This window comes from Bradyrhizobium ganzhouense, assembly GCF_049949285.1.
GTDB lineage: Bacteria > Pseudomonadota > Alphaproteobacteria > Rhizobiales > Xanthobacteraceae > Bradyrhizobium > Bradyrhizobium ganzhouense.
The window spans coordinates 6,069,045-6,089,417 of the sequence record NZ_CP181318.1; the positions used below are offsets into that span (position 1 = coordinate 6,069,045).

Below are 20,373 nucleotides of genomic sequence, written 5' to 3' on the forward strand. Positions count from 1 at the left end.
TCTTAGCTCTTCACCAGCACCGGACCGGTGCCCTGCGGACGCTCGTTCTCCATGAGGATGCCGAGGCGCTTTGCAACTTCGGTGTAAGCCTCGAGCAGGCCACCGAGGTCACGGCGGAAGCGGTCCTTGTCGAGCTTCTCGTTCGACTTGATGTCCCACAGACGGCAGCTGTCCGGCGAGATCTCGTCGGCGACGATGATGCGCATCATCTCGTTCTCGAACAGCCGGCCGCACTCCATCTTGAAGTCGACGAGGCGGATGCCGATGCCGAGGAAGAGGCCGGTGAGGAAGTCGTTGACGCGGATGGCGAGCGCCATGATGTCGTCGATCTCCTGCGGCGTGGCCCAGCCGAAGGCGGTGATGTGCTCTTCCGACACCATGGGGTCGTTGAGCTGGTCGTTCTTGTAATAGAATTCGATGATCGAACGGGGCAGCTGCGTGCCCTCCTCGATGCCGAGGCGCTGCGACAGCGAGCCGGCGGCAACGTTCCGCACCACCACTTCCAGCGGCACGATCTCGACCTCGCGAATCAACTGCTCGCGCATGTTGAGCCGGCGGATGAAGTGGGTCGGCACCCCGATGTCGTTGAGGTGCTGAAACAGGTACTCCGAGATCCGGTTGTTGAGGACACCCTTGCCCTCGATGACCTGATGCTTCTTCGCATTGAACGCGGTGGCGTCATCCTTGAAGTGCTGGATCAGGGTACCGGGCTCCGGACCTTCATAAAGAACCTTTGCCTTGCCTTCGTAAATGCGACGCCGACGGCTCATTGGGATGTACCGTGTTTTGTTGAAATCCATGTATTTGGTGTGCTCCGGTTACCAGGTTACGACCCACAGCGGAGCTGCCGTGAACGGCCCGGAACTCATCCGAATCCAAGAAAAACTCCAAGGAAACAGAACAGGAACCAAGCCTTTAGGCAACCTATCCGATTGGCTGTCCCAGCACAATCGATCCGGCCCATCCGACGCTGACTTATACCACCTTGCCTGCGGCTTTACGGCTCGTTGTTTCGCCGATTCGTGCCCCCTATCTAGGCATGCGCAGGGGCCCTCGCAACGAGGGCCGCCACGTCCGGCAGCCCCAAGGAATTGGAAGACGCATGAGCGAATTCAACAAGCGCGAGGAAGGCTTTGAGAAGAAGTTTGCCCTCGACGAGGAGCAGAAATTCAAGGCGGAGGCCCGCCGTAACCGGCTGCTGGGGCTGTGGGCGGCCGAAAAGCTCGGAATCACCGGCGAAGCCGCCGCCGCCTACGCCAAGGAGGTCGTCGCAGCGGATTTCGAGGAGGCCGGCGACGGCGACGTCCTGCGCAAGGTCATGGCCGATTTCGCCGCCAAGAACGTTGCCGTCACCGAACAGGCGATTCGCGCCAAGATGAGTGAGCTGATCGCGGTCGCGGCCGCCGAGGTGAAGGCCGGGAAATAAGACGACCGGGAGCGGCGAATGGCGAGGTAAACCCCGTTCGCCGCTCGCTCCATAACGGCTTGCGGCGGGCCCCGCGCAATGCCAAATGAGCGGCATGTCCCAGGATCACACCCAAGATCATATCTCCAACGTCCTCGCGCAACGCTATGCCTCGCCCGCCATGCGCGCCATCTGGAGCGGCGAAGGCAAGGTTCGCCTCGAACGCGACTATTGGATCGCCGTGCTGAAAGGCCAGCGCGACCTCGGCATTCCCGTGCCCGATGGCGTGATCGAGGCTTACGAGCGCGTGAAGGACCAGGTCGACCTGAACTCCATCATGCGGCGCGAGCGCATCACCCGCCACGACGTGAAGGCCCGGATCGAGGAGTTCTGCGAACTGGCCGGCCATGAGCACCTGCACAAGGGCATGACCAGCCGCGACCTCACCGAGAACGTGGAGCAGTTGCAGGTCTACCGCGGGCTCCAACTGATCGAGACCAAGAGCATCGCCGCGCTCATTCGCTTTGCCGGGCATGCCAAGCAATTGCGCGACATGCCGTTCACGGCGCGCACGCACAACGTCGCTGCACAGGTCACGACGCTCGGCAAGCGCATCGCAATGTTCGGCGAGGAGATGCTGATTGGCCATCAGAGCCTGGTCAACGTGCTCGACACCTATCCCGCGCGCGGCCTGAAGGGCGCGGTCGGCACAAGGCTCGACCAGATCACGTTGTTCAACGGCGATGCCGGCAAGGCCCGCGCGCTCGAGCAGCGCATTCTCGTCCACCTCGGCCTGCCCAGGAGCTTTGATGCGGTCGGCCAGGTCTATCCGCGCAGCCTCGACTTCCGCGCGGTCAGCGTCCTCACGGAGCTTGCCAGCGGCCCCGGCAATTTCGCCAAAACCATTCGCCTGATGGCGGGCCACGAGCTCGCCAGCGAAGGCTTTGCCAAGGGCCAGGTCGGCTCGTCCGCGATGCCGCACAAGATGAACAGCCGCTCCTGCGAGCGCATCAACGGCCTGCATGTCGTGCTGAAGGGCTATCTCGCCATGGCCGCCGGCCTTGCCGGCGATCAGTGGAACGAAGGCGACGTGTCCTGCTCGGTCGTTCGCCGCGTCATGCTGCCCGACGCCTTCCTCGCCATGGACGGCCTGCTCGAGACGCTGCTCTCCGTGCTCGACCAGATGGAAGTGTTCGACGCCGTCGTCGCGACCGAGCTCAACCGCTATCTGCCCTTCCTGCTGACCACCACGGTGATGATGGAAGCGGTGAAGAAGGGAGCCGGCCGCGAAGGCGCGCATGAGGCGATCAAGGAACACGCGGTCGCGGCCATCCGCGACCTGCGCACCGGCAAGATCGTGCAGAACGACCTGCTCAAGCGTCTCGCCGCCGATCAGCGTCTCGGCCTGAGTGAAGCCGAACTGCAGCGCGTGCTCGATCACGGTCGTGCCAATTCCGGCGACGCCGGCGCCCAGGTCGACTACTTCGCCGAGCAGGTTGACGCGCTGGCGAAGGCGAAGCCTGAAGCGGCCAAGTACACGCCGGGCGCGATCCTGTAGTGAAATGGTGAGTAGCGAATGGAGCAGATTCCATCCGCTACTCGCAATTCGCCATTCGCGCTCTTACTCTTCCTTGAAGCCGTACTCCGGCACGTTGCCGCTGGCGCCGTAATATTTGTACGGCAGGAATTTGCCTGACATCGTGATCTTGACGCGGTCGCCCTTCGGGTTCGCGACGCGCTCGATCGCCATGTCGAAGTCGATCGCCGACATGATGCCGTCGCCGAACTCTTCCTCGATCAGCGCTTTCCAGGCCGGGCCATTCACCATCACCATCTCGTAGAAGCGGTAGATCAGCGGATCGGTCGGCGGCATCGGCGTGCCGGTGCCGCGCATCGGCACCTCGTTGAGCATGGCGGTTTCGGTCTTCGACAGGCCGAACAGCTCGCCGGCATTGGCCGCCTGCGGCTTGGTCAGCTTCATCTGGCCCATGATCGCGCCAACGATCAGCACTTCCGAGTAGCCGCCGATTTTCTCGCAGATGTATTTCCAGCTCCAGCCTTTCTCGCGCTTGATGTCGAGCAGCTTCTCGGTGAGGTTTTCGCGTTTCATGTCAGGGTCTCCCTTGGCCAGGCACAGTGTCGGTCCTGCCGCTTTGGGAGGCACGAAACGTGCCAAAAAATGAGGCTTACGGCTTCGTCCCGCTCCTACGAGACCGCCCAAGTGGCCGCCCAAGTGGCCGCCCCTACACCAACGTCTTGGAAAACCCCGCCGCGAGATGATCGATCAACGCGCGAACGGCCCGAGGCAGGCCGCGTCGTGTGGTGAAGACGAGATGCACCATGCCGCGGTGACCGCGCCACTCCCTGAGCACATGGACAAGCTTGCCTTGGTCAAGCGCGTCTCGACAGAGGTGATTGGGTAGCAACGCAACACCGATACCGGCAACCGCCGCATCACGCACCGCGCCAAAATCTCCACATCCCATGCGCGGTTCGAGCTTGAGAATGCGAGCCCGCCCATCGTCGGTCTGCAGATGCCATTCGACCAGCGCGTCGTCATCTGATGTCGCCAAGGTCGGAAGCGCGGTCACGTCATCGAGCGTTCGCAGCCGACCTGCAAGCTGTGGGCTCGCGACAAGAATGCGCGTGGACGTGCCGAGCGACCGCATGGTGAGCGCTGCATCGCCCGTGAGTTCGGACCGAATGCGCAAGGCCACGTCGATCCGCTCGTCGATCAGGTCGACCGGCCGGTCGATGGCGACGAGTTGCAGGCGCACCTTGGGATAGCGCGTCAGGAAGCTTGCGATGAGCCCGGACATTTCCGCGACCATGCCGGTCGGGCAACTGAAACGAATGCGGCCGTGAGGCTCGGCTTGCGCTTGCGTCACCAGCGCCTCGGCCTGCTCGGCTTCGGCCAGGATCGCACGACAGCGCTCGTAGAAGGCTTGCCCCACCTCGGTGACGCGAAATCGTCGGCTCGATCGCTCGATCAGGCGCAGCCCCAGGCGCTCCTCCAGTCCTGCAATCCGCCGGCTGAGCTTTGACTTAGGCTCGCGCAAGGCACGTCCGGCAGCAGTGAATCCGCCGTGCCCAACCACCTCTGCAAAATAGGCGAAGTCGTTCAAATCGGCCTTCATCGTTCCTCTCATAGAACGCTATGTACCATATCTGCCGTCTGTTCGCATCATCGTTCCATTGGCATTTACGACGGGCAAGGGCGCTTTCGCCACATGCTTTCGAAGGAGACGGACGATGACGAACAGGTTCAACAACAAGGTCGTGGTGGTGACCGGCGGCACGAGCGGCATCGGCCTTGCGACCGCAAAGGCTTTTGCAGCTGAAGGCGCCTCGGTGTTCATCACCGGCCGCCGTCAGGACGCGCTCGACGCGGCGGTGAAATCGATCGGCGGCCGCGTCACCGGCGTGCAGGGCGACATGGCCAACCTCGCCGACATCGATCGCCTCTACGACGCCGTTCAGAAAAAACACCAGCAGATCGACGTGATCTTCGCCAATGCCGGCGGCGGCGAGTTCGCACCGCTCGGCGCCATCACCGAGGAGCATTATCAGCGCACTTTCGACACCAACGTGAAGGGCGTCCTGTTCACGGTTCAGAAGGCGCTGCCCCTGCTTTGCGAAGGCGCCTCCATCGTGCTGAACGCCTCGACGACCAGCGTCTCGGGCACACCGGCCTTCAGCGTCTATTCGGCGACCAAGGCGGCGGTGCGCAACTTCGCGCGTAACTGGATCCTCGACCTGAAGGATCGGCGCATCCGCGTCAACGCGGTCAGCCCCGGCGTCACCGACACGCCCGCGCTGAACCAGCTGTTCGGAGGCGGCGAGCAGGCCGAAGGCACGAAAACATATCTCGCGAGGCTCATCCCGGCCGGCCGCGTCGGCCAGCCCGCGGAGATCGCCAAGGCCGTCCTGTTCCTGGCCTCCGATGAGGCAAGCTTCGTCAATGGCGTCGAGCTCTTCGTCGACGGCGGCCAGGCTCAGATCTGAAGCGCGCCTGTCGCCGACTTCAACACAACTTATCGAAATTGGAGAAAGACAATGACCCGGACCAATGAATCGGCAGATCGCATCCACGAACTGCTTCACCGCAACCTTCAGGAGGTTTTCGGCGAGGGCGACGCAAAGCGCCGCCGCGCCGCAATCGACGAGCTCTGGACGGAGAACGCCACCCTGTACGTCCCGCCAGGCGTCGTTGTCGGCCGCGACGCGATCGACAAATTCGCCGGCGATCTGCGGGCCACGCATCCCCACTTCGTCTACACGGCGATCGGCGAGCCGCAGGCGCTTCACAACGCGGGACGGCTGGCCTGGACATCAGGCCCCCGCGGCGAAGCGCCTGATTACACTGGATGGGACGTCATCATCGTGGAGGATGGCAGGATCGCCGCGCTCTATGTGTTCCTCGACCAGCCCGGCAAATGATCGCTGGCTCGCGGAAGGACGACAGCTCTACGAGGCGGCCGATCCTTCCGCGATCATCCACTACAGCCGCAGCGGCGGTTTCGTAGGGTGGGTAAAGGCACACGGCGCCGTGCCCACCATTTCGGTCGCGGCTGGACTGTTCGACCATCACGCGACACATCCGCCGCACCGCCGGCCTGCACCGATCCGCATTCTCCTGCAGGCCCACAGTCCTGCTTGCGACGGTTTACCTTGCGTCAAGCACGGCCGGCAATCGATGGCCGTCTTAAAAGGCTGTTAGGAGCGATCATCGTTGTTGGCGCCCGGAATACGGGGACGCTCTTCAATGCAATCGGACGAGAGACTCTACAGTGCGCCGCGCTGGCGCCTGACGCGCTGGCTGGCCGAGCCGGGGCCGGGCGTGCCCGGCGACATCCGTGCCGCGCTCATTGCCCAGCTCTATGGTTCGCTGCCGGTCTTTGCCGCCGGCGCGGTCAACACCATTGCCGTCGCCGCCGTGATCGCCGGGCGGAAGCAGACTGCACCATTCATCGCCTGGCTCGTCATCGAGATCGCGATTTGCCTGGCGCGCCTTGTCGTGCTCGTCCGCGCGCAGCGCGGCGCGCGTGCTCACCGCCCGACGCCGACCGACCTGCATCTCCTGCTCGCGGTCGCCTGGAGCGCCAGCGTCGGATTTGGCGCCATCGTCAGCATTGCGAGCGGCGACTGGGTCGTCGCCATCCTAGCGTCCCTGTCGGCGGCGGCGATGGTCGGCGGCATCTGCTTCCGCAATTTCGGCGCGCCGCGGCTGGCCGGGACCATGATCCTGCTGAGCCTCGGTCCCATCATCCCCGGCGCCGCGTTCGCCGGCGAGCCGCTCTTCTACATCGTCTACCTTCAGGTGCCGATGTATCTGGCCGCCATGACGGCCGCTGCCTTCCGCCTCAACCGGATGCTCGTCACCACCATGCGTGCCGAGCGCGAGAACAGCCGCCTCGCCCATCATGACGCGCTCACGGGCCTCTTGAACCGCGCGGGCTTCGTCGAGGCCCTCAACGCGAAGCTCGATGCATGCGTGCACGACGAACGGCCGCTCGCGGTGCTGTTCTTCGATCTCGACAACTTCAAGCCGATCAACGACACCTTCGGACATGCCGCCGGCGACCAGGTGCTGAAAGAGGTGGCCGAACGCGTGCGTCGGGCGCTGCCGAACGGTGCGGTGGTGGCACGAATGGGCGGCGATGAGTTCGTCGCGCTCATCGATGGCATCACATCCGAGACGGCGCTGGAGACCGGACATCGCATCATCCGCGAGGTTGCGACCTCCTACCAGCTCGGCAGCGAAACTTGCGCCAGCGTGGGGACCAGCGTCGGCATTGCGATGTCGCCGGATCATGGCGCCGTCGTCGAGGAATTACTCGCGGTTGCCGACGCCGCACTCTACCAGGCGAAGTCGGGCGGCAAATCGCGGTGCTGCCTAGCCTCGGTCGAGACCAACCTCGCGGCGCTGCGCCGCCTCCAGCAGAGCAGCTCGAAGGGCGCGGTCGCAGCCGCCGCCTGAGATCGAATTCGTAGGGTGGGTTAGCGAAGCGTAACCCACCATCTCTCCGACGAGGGATCGCAGGAAGAGGTGGGTTACGCTGTCGCTAACCCACCCTACAAAATGCTCGATCCTTCCGCGATCATCCCCTGCAGCCGCACCAGCTCCGCCTCGAGATCGCGCTCCACGTCCGCCGCCCGGATCTCCAGCACGCGATAGTCCCGCGCCTCCAGCCACGCCCGCCGCGACGCGCGATCCGCCGCGATCGTCTCACCCTCGCCCGGGTTGACCAGCTCGATCGCGATCCGGTGCGGAAACGAGACGAAGTCCGGGATGTGGCGGCCGACCGGGGTCTGGCGCTTGAAGCCACCTGCGAAACGGCGATCGCGCGTGAGCGCCTGCCAGAGCAGGCGCTCGGCATCGGTCGGGTTGCGGCGGAGCAGGCGCGCCAGCCCGCGCACGGTCGAGCCGCTGTCGGGGACGCCGCCGCCCTGCCCGTGCTCGGCCAGCAGCGCGCGCAGACGCGTGGCCTGTTCGCCGTCGAGCACGCCACCTTTGGCCGGACCCTTGCGCCCTTCCGCAATCGCCATCACCACCCCATGGAGGGTGTGCATGTCCTGCTTGGTCGGCTCCATCCGGCTGAAAATGTTGCGCAGGTTGACAAGCATGGTGTCGCGCTTCTCGGCCGGGCGCAAAAATTCGACCCGGTCGAGCTCGCGGATGAGGTTGTCGAAGAAGGCCTGCATCTGGTGCTGCGAGGCGCGCTCGGAGCGCTCCGGCATGGCGTGCGGAAGCTCGCCGGAGGTCGCCCGCTTGAACCATTCGTAGCCGATCAGCAGCACGGCCTGGGCAAGGTTGAGCGAGGCAAACCCCGGATTGACCGGGAAGGTGATGATGCGGTTGGAGAGCCCGACCTCCTCGTTGGTCAGCCCCCAGCGTTCCCGGCCGAACAGGATGCCGGCCTTGCCGCCGGTGGCGACGTGCCCCGAGATCTCGGCGGCGGCCGCTTCCGGCCCGACCACCGGCTTGGCCTGATCATGGGGACGCGCGGTGGTGGCGAACAGCAGGTCGAGGTCCGCGACCGCCTCGCCGACCGTGTCGAACAATTCGACCTTTTCCAGAATGTGGTCGGCGCCGGCCGCGGCCCGCTGGGCGGCGATGTTTGGCCAGCCGTCGCGAGGGTTCACGATCCGCAAGCGGCCCAGGGCAAAATTGCCCATGGCGCGCGCGGCCATGCCGATGTTCTCCCCGAGCTGCGGCTCGACCAGGATCACGATGGGACCGTCGAGGGCGAGCCCTGCCTTGGTCTTGTCGGTGCCGGACATCTCAGTTCACTTTCTGGTTCAGCGTTCGTCTCGTTCAGCGTCCGAAAAGCTTGAAGCTCTCTCTGAAGACGCTGATCCAAGCCTTCATCCGCGCCGCCGGCCCGCCTTCCGTGCGGCGCAATTTCTCAACGGAGATAACAGGGTTAGCAGCGTTTGCGAAACCGCAATCGCACCTCAATTGGGGACGATTTTACCGTCCAGCTTGCGCGCGGTTTGCTTTCGGATATGGCTATCAACCACAACCAAAGCGAAGCCGAAAGGCCGAAGCTGAAGCAACAATTGAGTGGGGGGACACGATGCTGAAGCGATGGAAATTGGCAATTCTCGGAGCGGTCTTGATCGTGGTGGGTGGCCTCATCGCGCACCTCACGCAGACCGCCGGCGGCATCCGGATCCAGGATGTCAGGTTCAAGGGCGCCAAGGGCAACACCATGAGTGCCCTGCTCTACATCCCTGCGAATGCCACCGCGCAGACCCCGGCACCGGGCATCCTCGCCGTCCACGGCTACATCAACTCGCGCGAGACCCAGGATGGCTTCGCCATCGAATTCGCCCGGCGCGGCTATGTCGTGCTGGCGCTGGACCAGACCGGCCATGGCTATAGTGACCCACCCGCCTTTGCCAACGGCTTTGGTGGCCCTGACGGCCTCGCCTATCTCCGCAGCCTCGACATCGTCGACAAGGCCAATATCGGCCTCGAGGGTCACTCGATGGGCGGCTGGACGGTGCTGGCCGCAGCCATCGCGATGCCTGACGGCTACAAGTCGATGGTGCTGGAGGGCTCATCGACCGGCAAGCCATTCGCAGCCGACGGCACCCCCAGCTGGCCGCGCAACACCGCTTTGGTGTTTGCCCAATACGAGGAATTCTCCACCCTGATGTGGGACGTCGATCTCGCCCGCGATGTCACCAAGAGTCCAAAGCTGTGGGCGATGTTCGGCACGCAGGGGCCGGTCGAGCCGGGCAAGGTCTATGGCGACCCGGCGGCCGGGACCGCCCGGGTGCTGTACACGCCGGCGATCACCCACCCGGCCGAGCACATCTCGCATGAGGCGATCGGTTACAGCCTCGACTGGTTCGCCAAGACGCTGCAGGGCGGCACGCCGCGGCCGGCCGACGACCAGATCTGGTTCCGCAAGGAGCTCGGCACGCTGATCGCGTTTGCTGGTTTCGTCGCGCTGCTGATCGGCACGTTCGACGGCCTGCTCGAGGCGCAAATGTTCTCCCGTCTCCGCCTACCCGCGGTCGCCGACGGCACCATGCCGCCGCATCACGCCGCCACCGGCCGGAGCTGGACCGTGGCTTTCATCCTGTCCGCCTTCATCCCGGCGCTGACCTACTACCCGGCCTTTGCGCTGGGCGGCACCTTCGTGACGCCGAAAGCGTTCCTGCCGCAAGGCATCACCAACCAGATACTGGTCTGGGCCATCATCAACGGCTTGATCACGCTAGCGCTGATGCGCCTCGCGCCGAAGCGCAAGGGCCGGACCGGACTGGTTGGCCAATCCGTGGCGATCGCGGTCGCTTCGGTCGCAGTCGGCTATGCCGCGCTGTGGCTCGCCGACGCTGCTTTCAAGATCGACTTCCGCTTCTGGATCATCGCATTGAAGTTGATGAACTCGAAGCAGTTTGTGATCTTCCTGATCTACCTGATTCCGTTCACGGCGTTTTTCATCGTGGCGCTGCACGTGCTGCACCGGAATTTCTCGACGATGGAGGCACCGCGGCTTGCGCTCTATCTGACCAATATCCTGGCGCTGACGTTCGGCTTCATCGTGCTGCTGGTCCTGCAATATGGCACGCTCTGGCTGACCGGAAAGCTTATCAACCCGCTCCCCGACCCCGGCTTCGTCCCGCTCTCGACCATCGTCGCCATCCAGTTCGTGCCGCTGCTCGCGATCGTCGCCGTGATCGCGACCTTCACCTGGCGGCGGACCGGATCGAGCCTGCCGGGCGCCCTGATCTCCGGCCTGTTCGTGACCTGGTACATCGTGGCCGGCACGGCCACGCAGGCCGCCTTTTAGAGGCGCTCTCGAGCGGCGCCGGTTCGCTCGCGGGACAGGTGCCCAAACAAGGTGCGACAGCCGTCATTCCGACCTGTTCGGAATGGCGGTTCTCGGCGAAAAGATGGGCTGAAACTGCATAACCGCTCCGCTTCCGCCCGCCCCCGGGCGGTGCTATAGCGCGGGAGATTTCCACCGCGGCCGCCAAAAGGCGCCGTTCCCAAGAGGGCTTCTCCGATCATGGCAAAAATCAAGGTATCCAATCCCGTCGTCGAACTCGATGGCGACGAGATGACCCGGATCATCTGGCAGTACATCAAGGACAAGCTGATCAACCCGTTCCTGGATGTCGAGCTGCAGTATTTCGACCTGGGCATGGAGCACCGCGACCACACCAACGATCAGGTGACCATCGACGCCGCCGAGGCGATCAAGAAGGTCGGCGTCGGCGTCAAGTGCGCCACCATCACCCCGGACGAGGCCCGGGTGAAGGAATTCAACCTCAAGCAGATGTGGAAGTCGCCGAACGGCACCATCCGCAACATTCTCGGCGGCGTGATCTTCCGCGAGCCGATCATCTGCAAGAACGTGCCGCGCCTGGTTCCCGGCTGGACCAAGCCGATCATCATCGGCCGCCACGCCTATGGCGACCAGTACCGCGCCACCGACATCAAGTTCCCGGGCAAGGGCACCCTGTCGATGAAGTTCGTCGGCGAGGACGGCACCGTGATCGAGAAGGAAGTGTTCAAGGCGCCCGGCGCCGGCGTCGCCATGGAGATGTACAATCTCGACGATTCCATCATCGACTTCGCCCGCGCCTCGCTGAACTACGGCCTGCTGCGCAACTACCCGGTCTATCTCTCGACCAAGAACACGATCCTGAAGGTCTATGACGGCCGCTTCAAGGACATCTTCCAGGACATCTACGACCGCGAGTTCAAGAAGGAATTCGAGGCCAAGGGCCTGACCTACGAGCACCGCCTGATCGACGACATGGTCGCCTCGGCGCTGAAATGGTCCGGCGGCTATGTCTGGGCCTGCAAGAACTACGACGGCGACGTGCAGTCCGACACCGTCGCGCAGGGCTACGGCTCGCTCGGCCTGATGACCTCAGTGCTGCTGACCCCCGATGGCAAGACGGTCGAAGCCGAAGCCGCCCACGGCACCGTGACCCGTCACTACCGCGAGCACCAGAAGGGCAAGGAGACCTCGACCAACTCGATCGCGTCGATCTTCGCCTGGACCCGTGGCCTGTCGCACCGCGCCAAGCTCGACAACAATCCGCAGCTCGCGAAGTTCGCGAACACGCTGGAGAAGGTCTGCGTCGACACGGTCGAGGAAGGCTACATGACCAAGGACCTCGCGCTCCTGGTCGGCGCCGACCAGCGCTGGCTGTCGACCACCGGCTTCCTCGACAAGGTCGCCGAGAATCTCACGAAAGCGTTGGCGGCGTAAGCCTGCGCATTATTTTCGCCCGATCGGGGTTAGACATCATTATGGGCCGCGCGCAGGCGCGGCCCATTCATTTTGACACCATCGTGCGGAGGCCTCCCATGTCCATCACCAAGTTCGCCCTCCCCTGCCTGCTGCTCGCGGCCATGGCGGGGCCCGCCTCCGCCGCGGAAACGCTGCCCGAGGCCATCGCCGCACCCGGCGAGAGCGTCGTGCTCAGCGTCCATGCCGAGGGCGCGCAGGTCTATGAGTGCAAGCTAGGTGCCGACGGCAAGCTCGCCTGGGCGTTCCGCGAGCCGATCGCGACGCTGCTCGCAGAGGGCAAGACCATCGGCCGTCACTATGCCGGGCCGAATTGGGAGCACGCCGACGGCAGCGCCGTCGTCGGCAAGGCGATCGGCAACGCGCCGGGCGCGACGGCTGCCGATATCCCCTGGCTGAAGCTGGACGTCGCCTCCCGCCGCGGCAGCGGCGTGCTGACGCCGGTCACCACGGTCCAGCGCATCAACACCCATGGCGGCAAGCTCGACGGCGCTTGCGACAAGGCCGGCGAGTTCAAGAGCGCGCCCTACTCGGCCGAGTACGTCTTCCTGAAGAAGGGCTGAGGAACGAGACGCAGGCGCCTAAGCGTCTGCCATCGCTTTTTCGATCGCCGCGAGCGCCTCGGTCGCCTTGGCACCATCGGGGCCGCCGGCCTGCGCCATGTCGGGCCGGCCGCCGCCGCCCTTGCCGCCGAGCGCTTCGGAGGCGACGCGCACCAAATTCACGGCGTTGAAGCGCGCGGTCAGGTCGGCGGTGACGCCGACCACGATTCCGGCCTTGCCGTCCTCGGTGACGCCGACGATGGCGACCACGCCGGAGCCGATCTGCTTCTTGCCGTCGTCCGCCAGGCTCTTGAGATCCTTCATCTCGATGCCTTCGACCGCACGCGCCATCAGCTTGACGTTGCCGACCTCGCGCACGCCGCTGGCGGCACCATTGCTGCCGGCGGACGCGCCGCCGCCCATCGCGAGCTTCTTGCGGGCGTCGGAGAGCTCGCGCTCGAGCTTCTTGCGCTCCTCCATCAGCGCGGTGATGCGCGCCGGAACGTCGTCGATCGAGGTGCGGAGCTCGTTGGCTGCAGTCTTCGCCAGCGCCATGGTCTCGTTGGCGTGTTTTCGCGCGTAGTTGCCGGTCAAAGCCTCGATGCGGCGCACGCCCGAAGCCACAGCGCTCTCGCCGGTCAGCGTGATCAGGCCGATATCTCCGGTGCGCCGCACATGCGTGCCGCCGCAGAGCTCGACCGACCAGCCGAGCGCATTGACGCCGCGCTCACGCGCGGTCTTGCCCATCGAGACGACGCGAACCTCGTCGCCATACTTCTCGCCGAACAGGGCGCGCGCCCCGGCCTCACGCGCTTCATCGACGCCCATCACACGGGTGGTGACCTCGTCGTTCTCCAGCACCACGTCGTTGGCGATGTCCTCGACGCGGGCAAGCTCTTCCGCCGTGATCGGCTTCGGATGCACGAAGTCGAAACGCAGGCGGTCGGGCGCGACCATCGAGCCGCGCTGGGCGATGTGGTCGCCGAGCACCTGGCGTAGCGCTTCGTGAATGAGATGCGTTGCCGAGTGATGCGCGCGGATCGACGAGCGCCTGCCGTGATCGACCTCGAGCTGCAACGCGGTGCCGACCTTCAGCTCGCCGCTCTCGACCGTGCCGACGTGCACGAAGAAATCGCCGAGCTTCTTCTGCGTGTCGGTGACGCGGAACTTGATGCCGCCCTCACCCGTCAGCAGGCCGGTGTCGCCGACCTGGCCGCCGGACTCCGCGTAGAAAGGCGTCTGGTTCAGCACGAGCGCGCCGGTGTCGCCGGCCTTGAGGCTCGCGACCTCCTGGCCGTCCTTCACCAGCGCGGACACCACGCCTTCGGCGCTCTCGGTCTCGTAGCCTAGAAACTCGGTGGCGCCGAGCTTTTCGCGCAGCGGGAACCAGATCGCCTCGGAGGCCGCCTCGCCCGACCCCTTCCAGGACTCGCGCGCCTTGGCCTTCTGGCGCTCCATCGCGTCGGTGAACGACGCCTGGTCGACGCCGATGCCGCGCGACTTCAGCGCGTCCTGCGTCAGATCCAGCGGGAAACCATAGGTGTCGTAGAGCGTGAAGGCGACGTCGCCGTCGAACATGTCGCCCTTCTTCAACGACGCGCTCTTCTCGTCGAGGATGGCGAGGCCGCGCACCAGCGTCTTGCGGAAGCGGGTCTCTTCGAGACGCAACGTTTCCTCGATCAAATTCTCCGCGCGCATCAGGTCGGGATAGGCCTGGCCCATCTCGCGGACCAGCGCCCAGACCAGGCGATGCATCAGCGGCTCTTTCGCACCCAGCAGCTGCGCATGGCGCATCGCGCGGCGCATGATCCGGCGCAGCACATAGCCGCGGCCCTCGTTCGAGGGCAGCACGCCATCGGCGACCAGGAAGGCCGAGGAGCGTAAGTGGTCGGCAATGACGCGGAACGAGGCGACCGTCTGCTCGTTCGGTCCGTGGCCCAACGCGGACGACGTCGCGTCGATCAAATGGCGGAACAGATCGGTCTCGAACACGCTGTCGACGCCCTGCATGATGCAGGCCATGCGCTCCAGGCCCATGCCGGTGTCGATCGAGGGACGCGGCAGATCCACGCGCTGCTCTTTCGTCACCTGCTCGTATTGCATGAAGACGAGATTCCAGAATTCGAGGAAGCGATCGCCGTCCTCTTCAGGCGAGCCCGGAGGGCCGCCCCAGATGTGGTCGCCGCGGTCGATGAAGATCTCCGAGCACGGGCCGCACGGGCCGGTGTCGCCCATCGCCCAGAAATTATCCGAGGTCGGGATGCGGATGATGCGGTCATCGGAGAAGCCGGCGATCTTCTTCCAGAGCCCGTGCGCCTCATCGTCGGTGTGGTAGACGGTGACGAGCAGCTTGTCCTTGTTCAGCCCAAAATCCTTGGTGATGAGCTTCCAGGCCAGCTCGATCGCGCGCTCCTTGAAATAGTCGCCGAACGAGAAGTTGCCGAGCATTTCGAAGAAGGTGAGATGGCGCGCGGTGTAGCCGACATTGTCCAGATCGTTGTGCTTGCCGCCGGCGCGCACGCATTTCTGCGAGGTGGTGGCGCGCTGATAGGGCCGCTTCTCGACGCCGGTAAAGACGTTCTTGAACTGCACCATGCCGGCATTGGTGAACATCAACGTCGGGTCGTTGCGCGGCACCAATGGCGAGGACGACACGATCTCGTGGCCGTTCTCGGCAAAGAAGTTCAGAAAGGTCGACCTGATCTCGTTGACGCCGCTCATGTTCATCCAATCGGGTGTGCTTGGACCCGCTTCCTGCCGTCCAAACCTGGGATTCGGGCTGATATCTGCGGGCCAAAGCGCTTTTAGACAAGGCCAGCTTCGCTGTCCAGAAACTGTGCAGAGAGATCAGAGGGTTGCCGCAGTCGCGCAATCCCTTGGCAGTCCCCTTGGCAATCCCGTTGAAAGCCGTCAGGTGCGCGTTGACAGGCTTGGCCGGGCTGTGGTCTGTACCCATCTGTATCGTACGGCCACGTCGGGAGAGACCGGCTTCACTGCCGGCGCCGAAGGAGCAACCGCCCCGGAAACTCTCAGGCAAAAGGACCGCGTGGCTTTGACGACATCTGGAAAGAGGCGCCGACGGGCTTAAGGCCCGGACTGCGTCCGCCGACGGGATAATACTCTCAGGCACAGCGACAGATGGGGCTTCGACTGGTGTCCACGGGGAATCCTCCTCGGGGAACCGCCGAGGGCCCCTGTGATGTTTGCGCGCGACGACCGAGAATCCCTTAGACGTACCCCCCTTTACAACCTGCATGTGTCGCTCGGCGGCAAGATGGTGCCGTTCGCGGGCTATGACATGCCCGTGCAGTACCCCGCGGGCGTGCTCAAAGAGCATCTCCAGACCCGCAACCAGGCCGGCCTGTTCGACGTCTCCCATATGGGCCAGATCGCGCTTCGGCCGAAATCCGGCAAAGTCGAGGACGCCGCCCGCGCGCTGGAGCGGCTGGTGCCGCAGGATATCGTGGCGATTGCACCGGGGCGACAGCGCTACGCCCAGTTCACCAATCCCGACGGCGGCCTTCTGGACGATCTGATGGTCGCCAATTTCGGCGATCATTTGTTCCTGGTCGTCAATGCCGCCTGCAAGGCTGAGGACGAGGCGCATCTGCGCGCGAATCTCTCCGAGACCTGCGTCATCGATTCGCTCGCCGATCGTGCACTGATCGCGCTGCAGGGCCCGAAGGCCGAGTCAGCAGTGGCGAAATTGTGTGCAGAAGCCCCCGCCATGAAGTTCATGGACGCCGGCCCGCATCAGGTCGCCGGCCTCGCCTGTTTCGTCTCGCGCTCGGGCTATACCGGCGAGGACGGGTTCGAGATTTCGGTCCTCGCTGCGGATGCCGAACACCTCGCCAAGACGCTGCTGGACAATCCTGATGTGATGCCGATCGGCTTAGGGGCCCGCGACAGCCTGCGGCTGGAAGCCGGGCTCTGCCTCTATGGCCACGACATCGACACCGCGACCACGCCGGTCGAGGCCGCGCTGGAATGGTCGGTGCAGAAGAGCCGCCGCACCGGTGGTGCCCGCGCCGGCGGCTTTCCCGGGGCCGAGAAAATCCTCGCTCACTTCGATCACGGCGCATCCCGCCGCCGCGTCGGCCTGCGCACGGAGGGCCGCGCGCCGGTGCGCGAAGGCGCGCTGTTGTTTGCCGATAGCGCAGGCGGCGAGCCGATTGGAAAGGTCACCTCGGGCGGTTTCGGCCCGAGCCTGAATGCGCCGGTCGCGATGGGCTATGTGCCCACAAGCCTGAGCGCGCTCGACACAAAACTCTTCGCCGAGGTGCGCGGACAATTTCTGCCGCTCACCGTAGCCGCCATGCCCTTCGTGAAAAACACCTACAAACGCTGAGGACAAGACAATGACCACGACGCTGTACACCTCCGACCACGAATGGCTCGCGATCGACGGCGAAGTCGCCACGGTCGGCATCACCGATTACGCGCAGTCCCAGCTCGGCGACGTCGTGTTCGTCGAACTGCCCAAGGTCGGCCGCGCCCTGAAGAAGGCCGAAGCCGCTGCCGTCGTGGAATCGGTGAAGGCCGCCTCCGACGTCTACGCGCCGATCTCTGGCGAAGTGCTCGAGACCAACGACGCACTCGCCGCAGAGCCCGCGCTGGTGAACTCGGACGCGCAGAGCAAGGCCTGGTTCTTCAAGATCAGGATTGCCGACAAGAGCGAGCTCGGCGGCCTCATGGATGAAGCCGCCTACAAGGCACATACGGCTTAAAGACGATGGAGCAAGCGATGACCGCGCACCGTAAAACCAGCGGCGACACCGCCGCCACTTTCGTTCGCCGCCACATCGGCCCCTCGGCGCGCGATGTCACCGCAATGCTCGAAACCGTCGGTGCCAAGAGCGTCGACGCGTTGATGTCAGAGACGCTGCCCGCCTCGATCCGGCAGGCCGTTCCGCTCGATCTCGGCAAACCCTTGAGCGAGACCGAGGCGATCGCGCATATGTCCGAGCTCGCGCGCCAGAACCAGGTCTTCACCTCGCTGATCGGCCAGGGCTATTCCGGCACGATTTTGCCTGCGGTGATCCAGCGCAACATCCTCGAAAACCCCGCCTGGTACACGGCGTATACGCCCTACCAGCCCGAGATCAGCCAGGGCCGGCTGGAGGCGCTGTTCAACTTCCAGACCATGATCTGCGATCTCACCGGGCTCGACGTTGCCAATGCCTCGCTGCTCGACGAGGCCACTGCCGCAGCCGAAGCCATGGCGCTCGCGGAGCGGCACTCGCGTGTGGAAGCAAAAGCCTTCTTCGTCGACAAAGACGTGCATCCGCAGACGCTCGCCGTGATGCGCACCCGCGCCGAGCCGCTCGGCTGGTCGCTGGTCGTCGGCGATCCCCTCACCGATCTCGACAAGGCCGACGTGCTCGGTGCGCTGCTGCAATATCCGGGAACCTCGGGCGCGGTGCGCGACCTCAGGCCCGCGATCGCGGCGCTGAAGGCCAAGGGTGCGCTCGCAATCGTTGCCGCCGATCTGCTGGCCCTGACGCTGCTCGCCTCGCCCGGCGAGTTAGGGGCCGACATCGCGATTGGCTCGGCGCAGCGCTTTGGCGTGCCGATGGGCTATGGCGGACCGCATGCGGCCTATATGGCGGTACGCGATGCGCTGAAGCGCTCGCTGCCCGGCCGCATTGTCGGCCTCTCCGTGGATTCACGCGGCGCGCCCGCCTATCGCCTCGCGCTGCAGACCCGCGAGCAGCATATCCGCCGCGAGAAGGCGACCTCAAACATCTGCACCGCGCAGGTGCTGCTCGCCGTGATCGCGGCGATGTATGCGGTCTATCACGGCCCCGAGGGTCTCGCGCAGATCGCGCGCAATGTGCATCGCCGTGCCGCCGTGCTCGCTGCGGGCTTACGCAAACTCGGCTTTGCGCCGACCAGCGAAACCTTCTTCGACACGCTCAGCGTCGATGTCGGTGCCAAGCGCGCCGAGATCATCGCGCGCGCCACCGCAGAGACAATCAATCTCGGCGTCGGTGAGACGGCGCTTCGCATCGCGCTGGACGAAACCACGACGTCGGCGACGGTCGAAGCGGTGTGGCGCGCCTTCGGCGGCACGCTCACTTACGCCGAGATCGACGCCACCACGCGCGAGGCGCTGCCGGAGACGCTGAAGCGCACCAACGCGTTCCTCACCCATCCGGTGTTCCACGCCCACCGCTCGGAAACCGAGATGCTGCGCTACATGCGCAAGCTCAGCGATCGCGACCTCGCGCTCGACCGCGCGATGATTCCGCTCGGCTCCTGCACCATGAAGCTGAACGCGACCACCGAGATGATGCCGCTGACCTGGCCGGAGTTTGGGTCCCTGCACCCGTTCGCCCCGCGCGAGCAGGCCAAGGGTTATCACGCGCTGTTCGCGCGGCTGGAAAAATGGCTGTGCGACATCACCGGCTATGACGCGATCTCGCTGCAGCCGAACTCGGGCGCGCAAGGTGAATATGCCGGCTTGCTCGCGATCCGCGGCTATCACGCCGCGCGCGGCGAGACGCACCGGAAAATCTGCCTGATCCCCTCCTCTGCCCATGGCACCAACCCGGCCTCGGCCGCGATGGTCGGCATGGACGTGGTGGTGGTCGCCTGCGAGGCGAACGGCGACGTCGACGTCAATGATCTCCGCGCCAAGGCGGAGAAGCATTCGAAGGACCTCGCCGCGGTCATGATCACCTATCCCTCGACGCACGGCGTGTTCGAGGAGCACATCCGCGAAATCTGCGACATCGTGCATGGCCATGGCGGCCAGGTGTATCTCGACGGCGCCAACCTCAATGCGCAGGTCGGCCTTAGCAGGCCCGGCGATTACGGCGCCGATGTCAGCCATCTCAATCTGCACAAGACCTTCTGCATTCCGCATGGCGGCGGCGGCCCCGGCATGGGCCCGATCGGCGTCAAGGCGCATCTGGCGCCGTTCCTGCCCGGTCATCCCGCGACGCAAGCCGATGCACCTGTCGGCCCGGTCTCGGCTGCGCCGTTCGGCTCGGCCTCGATCCTCACCATCTCCTACATCTACATTTTGATGATGGGCGGTGACGGCTTGAAGCGCGCGACCGAGATCGCGATCCTCAACGCCAATTACATCGCAGCACGCCTCGATGCGCACTTCCCGGTGCTCTACAAGAACGCGAAGGGCCGCGTCGCGCATGAGTGCATCGTCGACCCGCGTCCGCTGAAGACGACGTCAGGCGTCACCGTCGATGACATCGCAAAACGCCTGATCGACTACGGCTTCCATGCGCCCACCATGAGCTTCCCGGTGCCGGGCACGCTGATGATCGAGCCGACCGAGTCGGAATCGAAGGCGGAGCTGGATCGTTTTTGCGATGCCATGATCGCGATCCGCAAGGAGATCGCCGAGGTCGAGACCGGCCGCTTCAAGATCGAAGCCTCGCCCCTGCGCCACGCCCCGCACACCGTGCACGACATCGCCGACGACGACTGGAAGCGCGCCTATACCCGCGCTGAAGGCTGCTTCCCCGCGGGCTCCTCGCGCACCGACAAATACTGGTGCCCCGTGGGCCGCGTCGACAACGTCTATGGCGACCGCAATCTGGTGTGCTCGTGCCCGCCGGTGAGCGATTACGCGGAAGCCGCGGAGTAAGGCCTCGTAAGGTGGGTTAGCTGGCGGCTGCGC

General features: G+C 64.8%; 16 protein-coding genes and 1 riboswitch. Of the genes, 11 read left to right on the forward strand and 5 right to left on the reverse strand.

All coding sequences use genetic code 11. The features are described 5' to 3' along the window. Nucleotides 1-2: 2 nt before the first annotated feature. A complete protein-coding gene (gene purC / locus ACLFLU_RS28090; RefSeq protein ID WP_172782948.1) occupies nt 3-770 on the reverse strand; it encodes a phosphoribosylaminoimidazolesuccinocarboxamide synthase in 768 nt (255 codons plus the stop codon). Between the two features lie 332 nt (nt 771-1,102). On the opposite strand from purC, the gene ACLFLU_RS28095 reads away from it, so the two are divergent. Then, nucleotides 1,103-1,426 carry a DUF1476 domain-containing protein gene (locus tag ACLFLU_RS28095; protein WP_426408003.1) on the forward strand — a complete coding sequence of 108 codons (324 nt, stop codon included), beginning with the start codon at nt 1,103-1,105 and terminating at the stop codon, nt 1,424-1,426. Nucleotides 1,427-1,511: 85 nt separating this feature from the next. Further along, on the forward strand, nt 1,512-2,963 hold the full coding sequence (gene purB, locus ACLFLU_RS28100; RefSeq protein ID WP_426408004.1) for an adenylosuccinate lyase: 1,452 nt from the start codon (nt 1,512-1,514) through the stop codon (nt 2,961-2,963). 63 nt (nt 2,964-3,026) lie between these two features. Here purB and cynS read toward each other — a convergent pair whose 3' ends face one another. Both cynS and ACLFLU_RS28110 read right to left on the reverse strand, forming a co-directional pair. Then, nucleotides 3,027-3,515, reverse strand: a complete 489-nt coding sequence (gene cynS, locus ACLFLU_RS28105) for a cyanase (protein ID WP_426408005.1) — start codon at nt 3,513-3,515, stop codon at nt 3,027-3,029. Nucleotides 3,516-3,648: 133 nt separating this feature from the next. After that, nucleotides 3,649-4,542: a LysR substrate-binding domain-containing protein gene (locus ACLFLU_RS28110; RefSeq protein WP_426408006.1), complete on the reverse strand. Its 894-nt coding sequence runs from the start codon at nt 4,540-4,542 to the stop codon at nt 3,649-3,651. 115 nt (nt 4,543-4,657) lie between these two features. On the opposite strand from ACLFLU_RS28110, the gene ACLFLU_RS28115 reads away from it, so the two are divergent. From ACLFLU_RS28115 to ACLFLU_RS28125, 3 genes are all read left to right on the forward strand, one after another. Further along, nucleotides 4,658-5,410 carry an SDR family NAD(P)-dependent oxidoreductase gene (locus ACLFLU_RS28115; RefSeq protein WP_426408007.1) on the forward strand — a complete coding sequence of 251 codons (753 nt, stop codon included), beginning with the start codon at nt 4,658-4,660 and terminating at the stop codon, nt 5,408-5,410. A gap of 51 nt (nt 5,411-5,461) precedes the next feature. After that, entirely contained in the window at nt 5,462-5,845 is a 384-nt protein-coding gene (locus ACLFLU_RS28120) for a nuclear transport factor 2 family protein (protein WP_426408008.1), read from the forward strand. Nucleotides 5,846-6,170: 325 nt separating this feature from the next. After that, complete coding sequence (locus ACLFLU_RS28125) at nt 6,171-7,385, forward strand: diguanylate cyclase (protein WP_426408009.1); 1,215 nt, start codon at nt 6,171-6,173, stop codon at nt 7,383-7,385. Nucleotides 7,386-7,480: 95 nt separating this feature from the next. Here ACLFLU_RS28125 and ACLFLU_RS28130 read toward each other — a convergent pair whose 3' ends face one another. Further along, nucleotides 7,481-8,689: a TrmJ/YjtD family RNA methyltransferase gene (locus ACLFLU_RS28130; protein ID WP_426408010.1), complete on the reverse strand. Its 1,209-nt coding sequence runs from the start codon at nt 8,687-8,689 to the stop codon at nt 7,481-7,483. A gap of 296 nt (nt 8,690-8,985) precedes the next feature. On the opposite strand from ACLFLU_RS28130, the gene ACLFLU_RS28135 reads away from it, so the two are divergent. The 3 genes from ACLFLU_RS28135 to ACLFLU_RS28145 all read left to right on the forward strand — a co-directional run bounded on the left by ACLFLU_RS28135 (nt 8,986) and on the right by ACLFLU_RS28145 (nt 12,749). After that, nucleotides 8,986-10,713 (forward strand): alpha/beta hydrolase family protein, encoded by a 1,728-nt coding sequence (locus ACLFLU_RS28135; protein WP_426408011.1) that lies wholly within the window; start codon nt 8,986-8,988, stop codon nt 10,711-10,713. A gap of 219 nt (nt 10,714-10,932) precedes the next feature. Next, nucleotides 10,933-12,147 carry an NADP-dependent isocitrate dehydrogenase gene (locus tag ACLFLU_RS28140; RefSeq protein WP_426408012.1) on the forward strand — a complete coding sequence of 405 codons (1,215 nt, stop codon included), beginning with the start codon at nt 10,933-10,935 and terminating at the stop codon, nt 12,145-12,147. A gap of 98 nt (nt 12,148-12,245) precedes the next feature. Then, nucleotides 12,246-12,749: a DUF3455 domain-containing protein gene (locus ACLFLU_RS28145; protein WP_426408013.1), complete on the forward strand. Its 504-nt coding sequence runs from the start codon at nt 12,246-12,248 to the stop codon at nt 12,747-12,749. Nucleotides 12,750-12,767: 18 nt separating this feature from the next. Here ACLFLU_RS28145 and alaS read toward each other — a convergent pair whose 3' ends face one another. Then, a complete protein-coding gene (gene alaS, locus ACLFLU_RS28150) occupies nt 12,768-15,449 on the reverse strand; it encodes an alanine--tRNA ligase (protein WP_426408014.1) in 2,682 nt (893 codons plus the stop codon). Between the two features lie 244 nt (nt 15,450-15,693). Next, nucleotides 15,694-15,782: riboswitch (glycine riboswitch) on the forward strand. Between the two features lie 145 nt (nt 15,783-15,927). Between alaS and gcvT the strand changes: the two genes are divergently transcribed. Genes gcvT through gcvP form a run of 3 tightly spaced genes read left to right on the forward strand, consistent with a single transcriptional unit; the run spans nt 15,928 to nt 20,340 of the window. Then, entirely contained in the window at nt 15,928-17,076 is a 1,149-nt protein-coding gene (gene gcvT / locus ACLFLU_RS28155; protein WP_426408015.1) for a glycine cleavage system aminomethyltransferase GcvT, read from the forward strand. A 10-nt stretch (nt 17,077-17,086) separates the two neighbouring features. Continuing rightward, nucleotides 17,087-17,455 (forward strand): glycine cleavage system protein GcvH, encoded by a 369-nt coding sequence (gene gcvH, locus ACLFLU_RS28160; RefSeq protein WP_426408016.1) that lies wholly within the window; start codon nt 17,087-17,089, stop codon nt 17,453-17,455. 17 nt (nt 17,456-17,472) lie between these two features. Further along, complete coding sequence (gene gcvP, locus ACLFLU_RS28165) at nt 17,473-20,340, forward strand: aminomethyl-transferring glycine dehydrogenase (RefSeq protein WP_426408017.1); 2,868 nt, start codon at nt 17,473-17,475, stop codon at nt 20,338-20,340. Nucleotides 20,341-20,373: the final 33 nt, after the last annotated feature.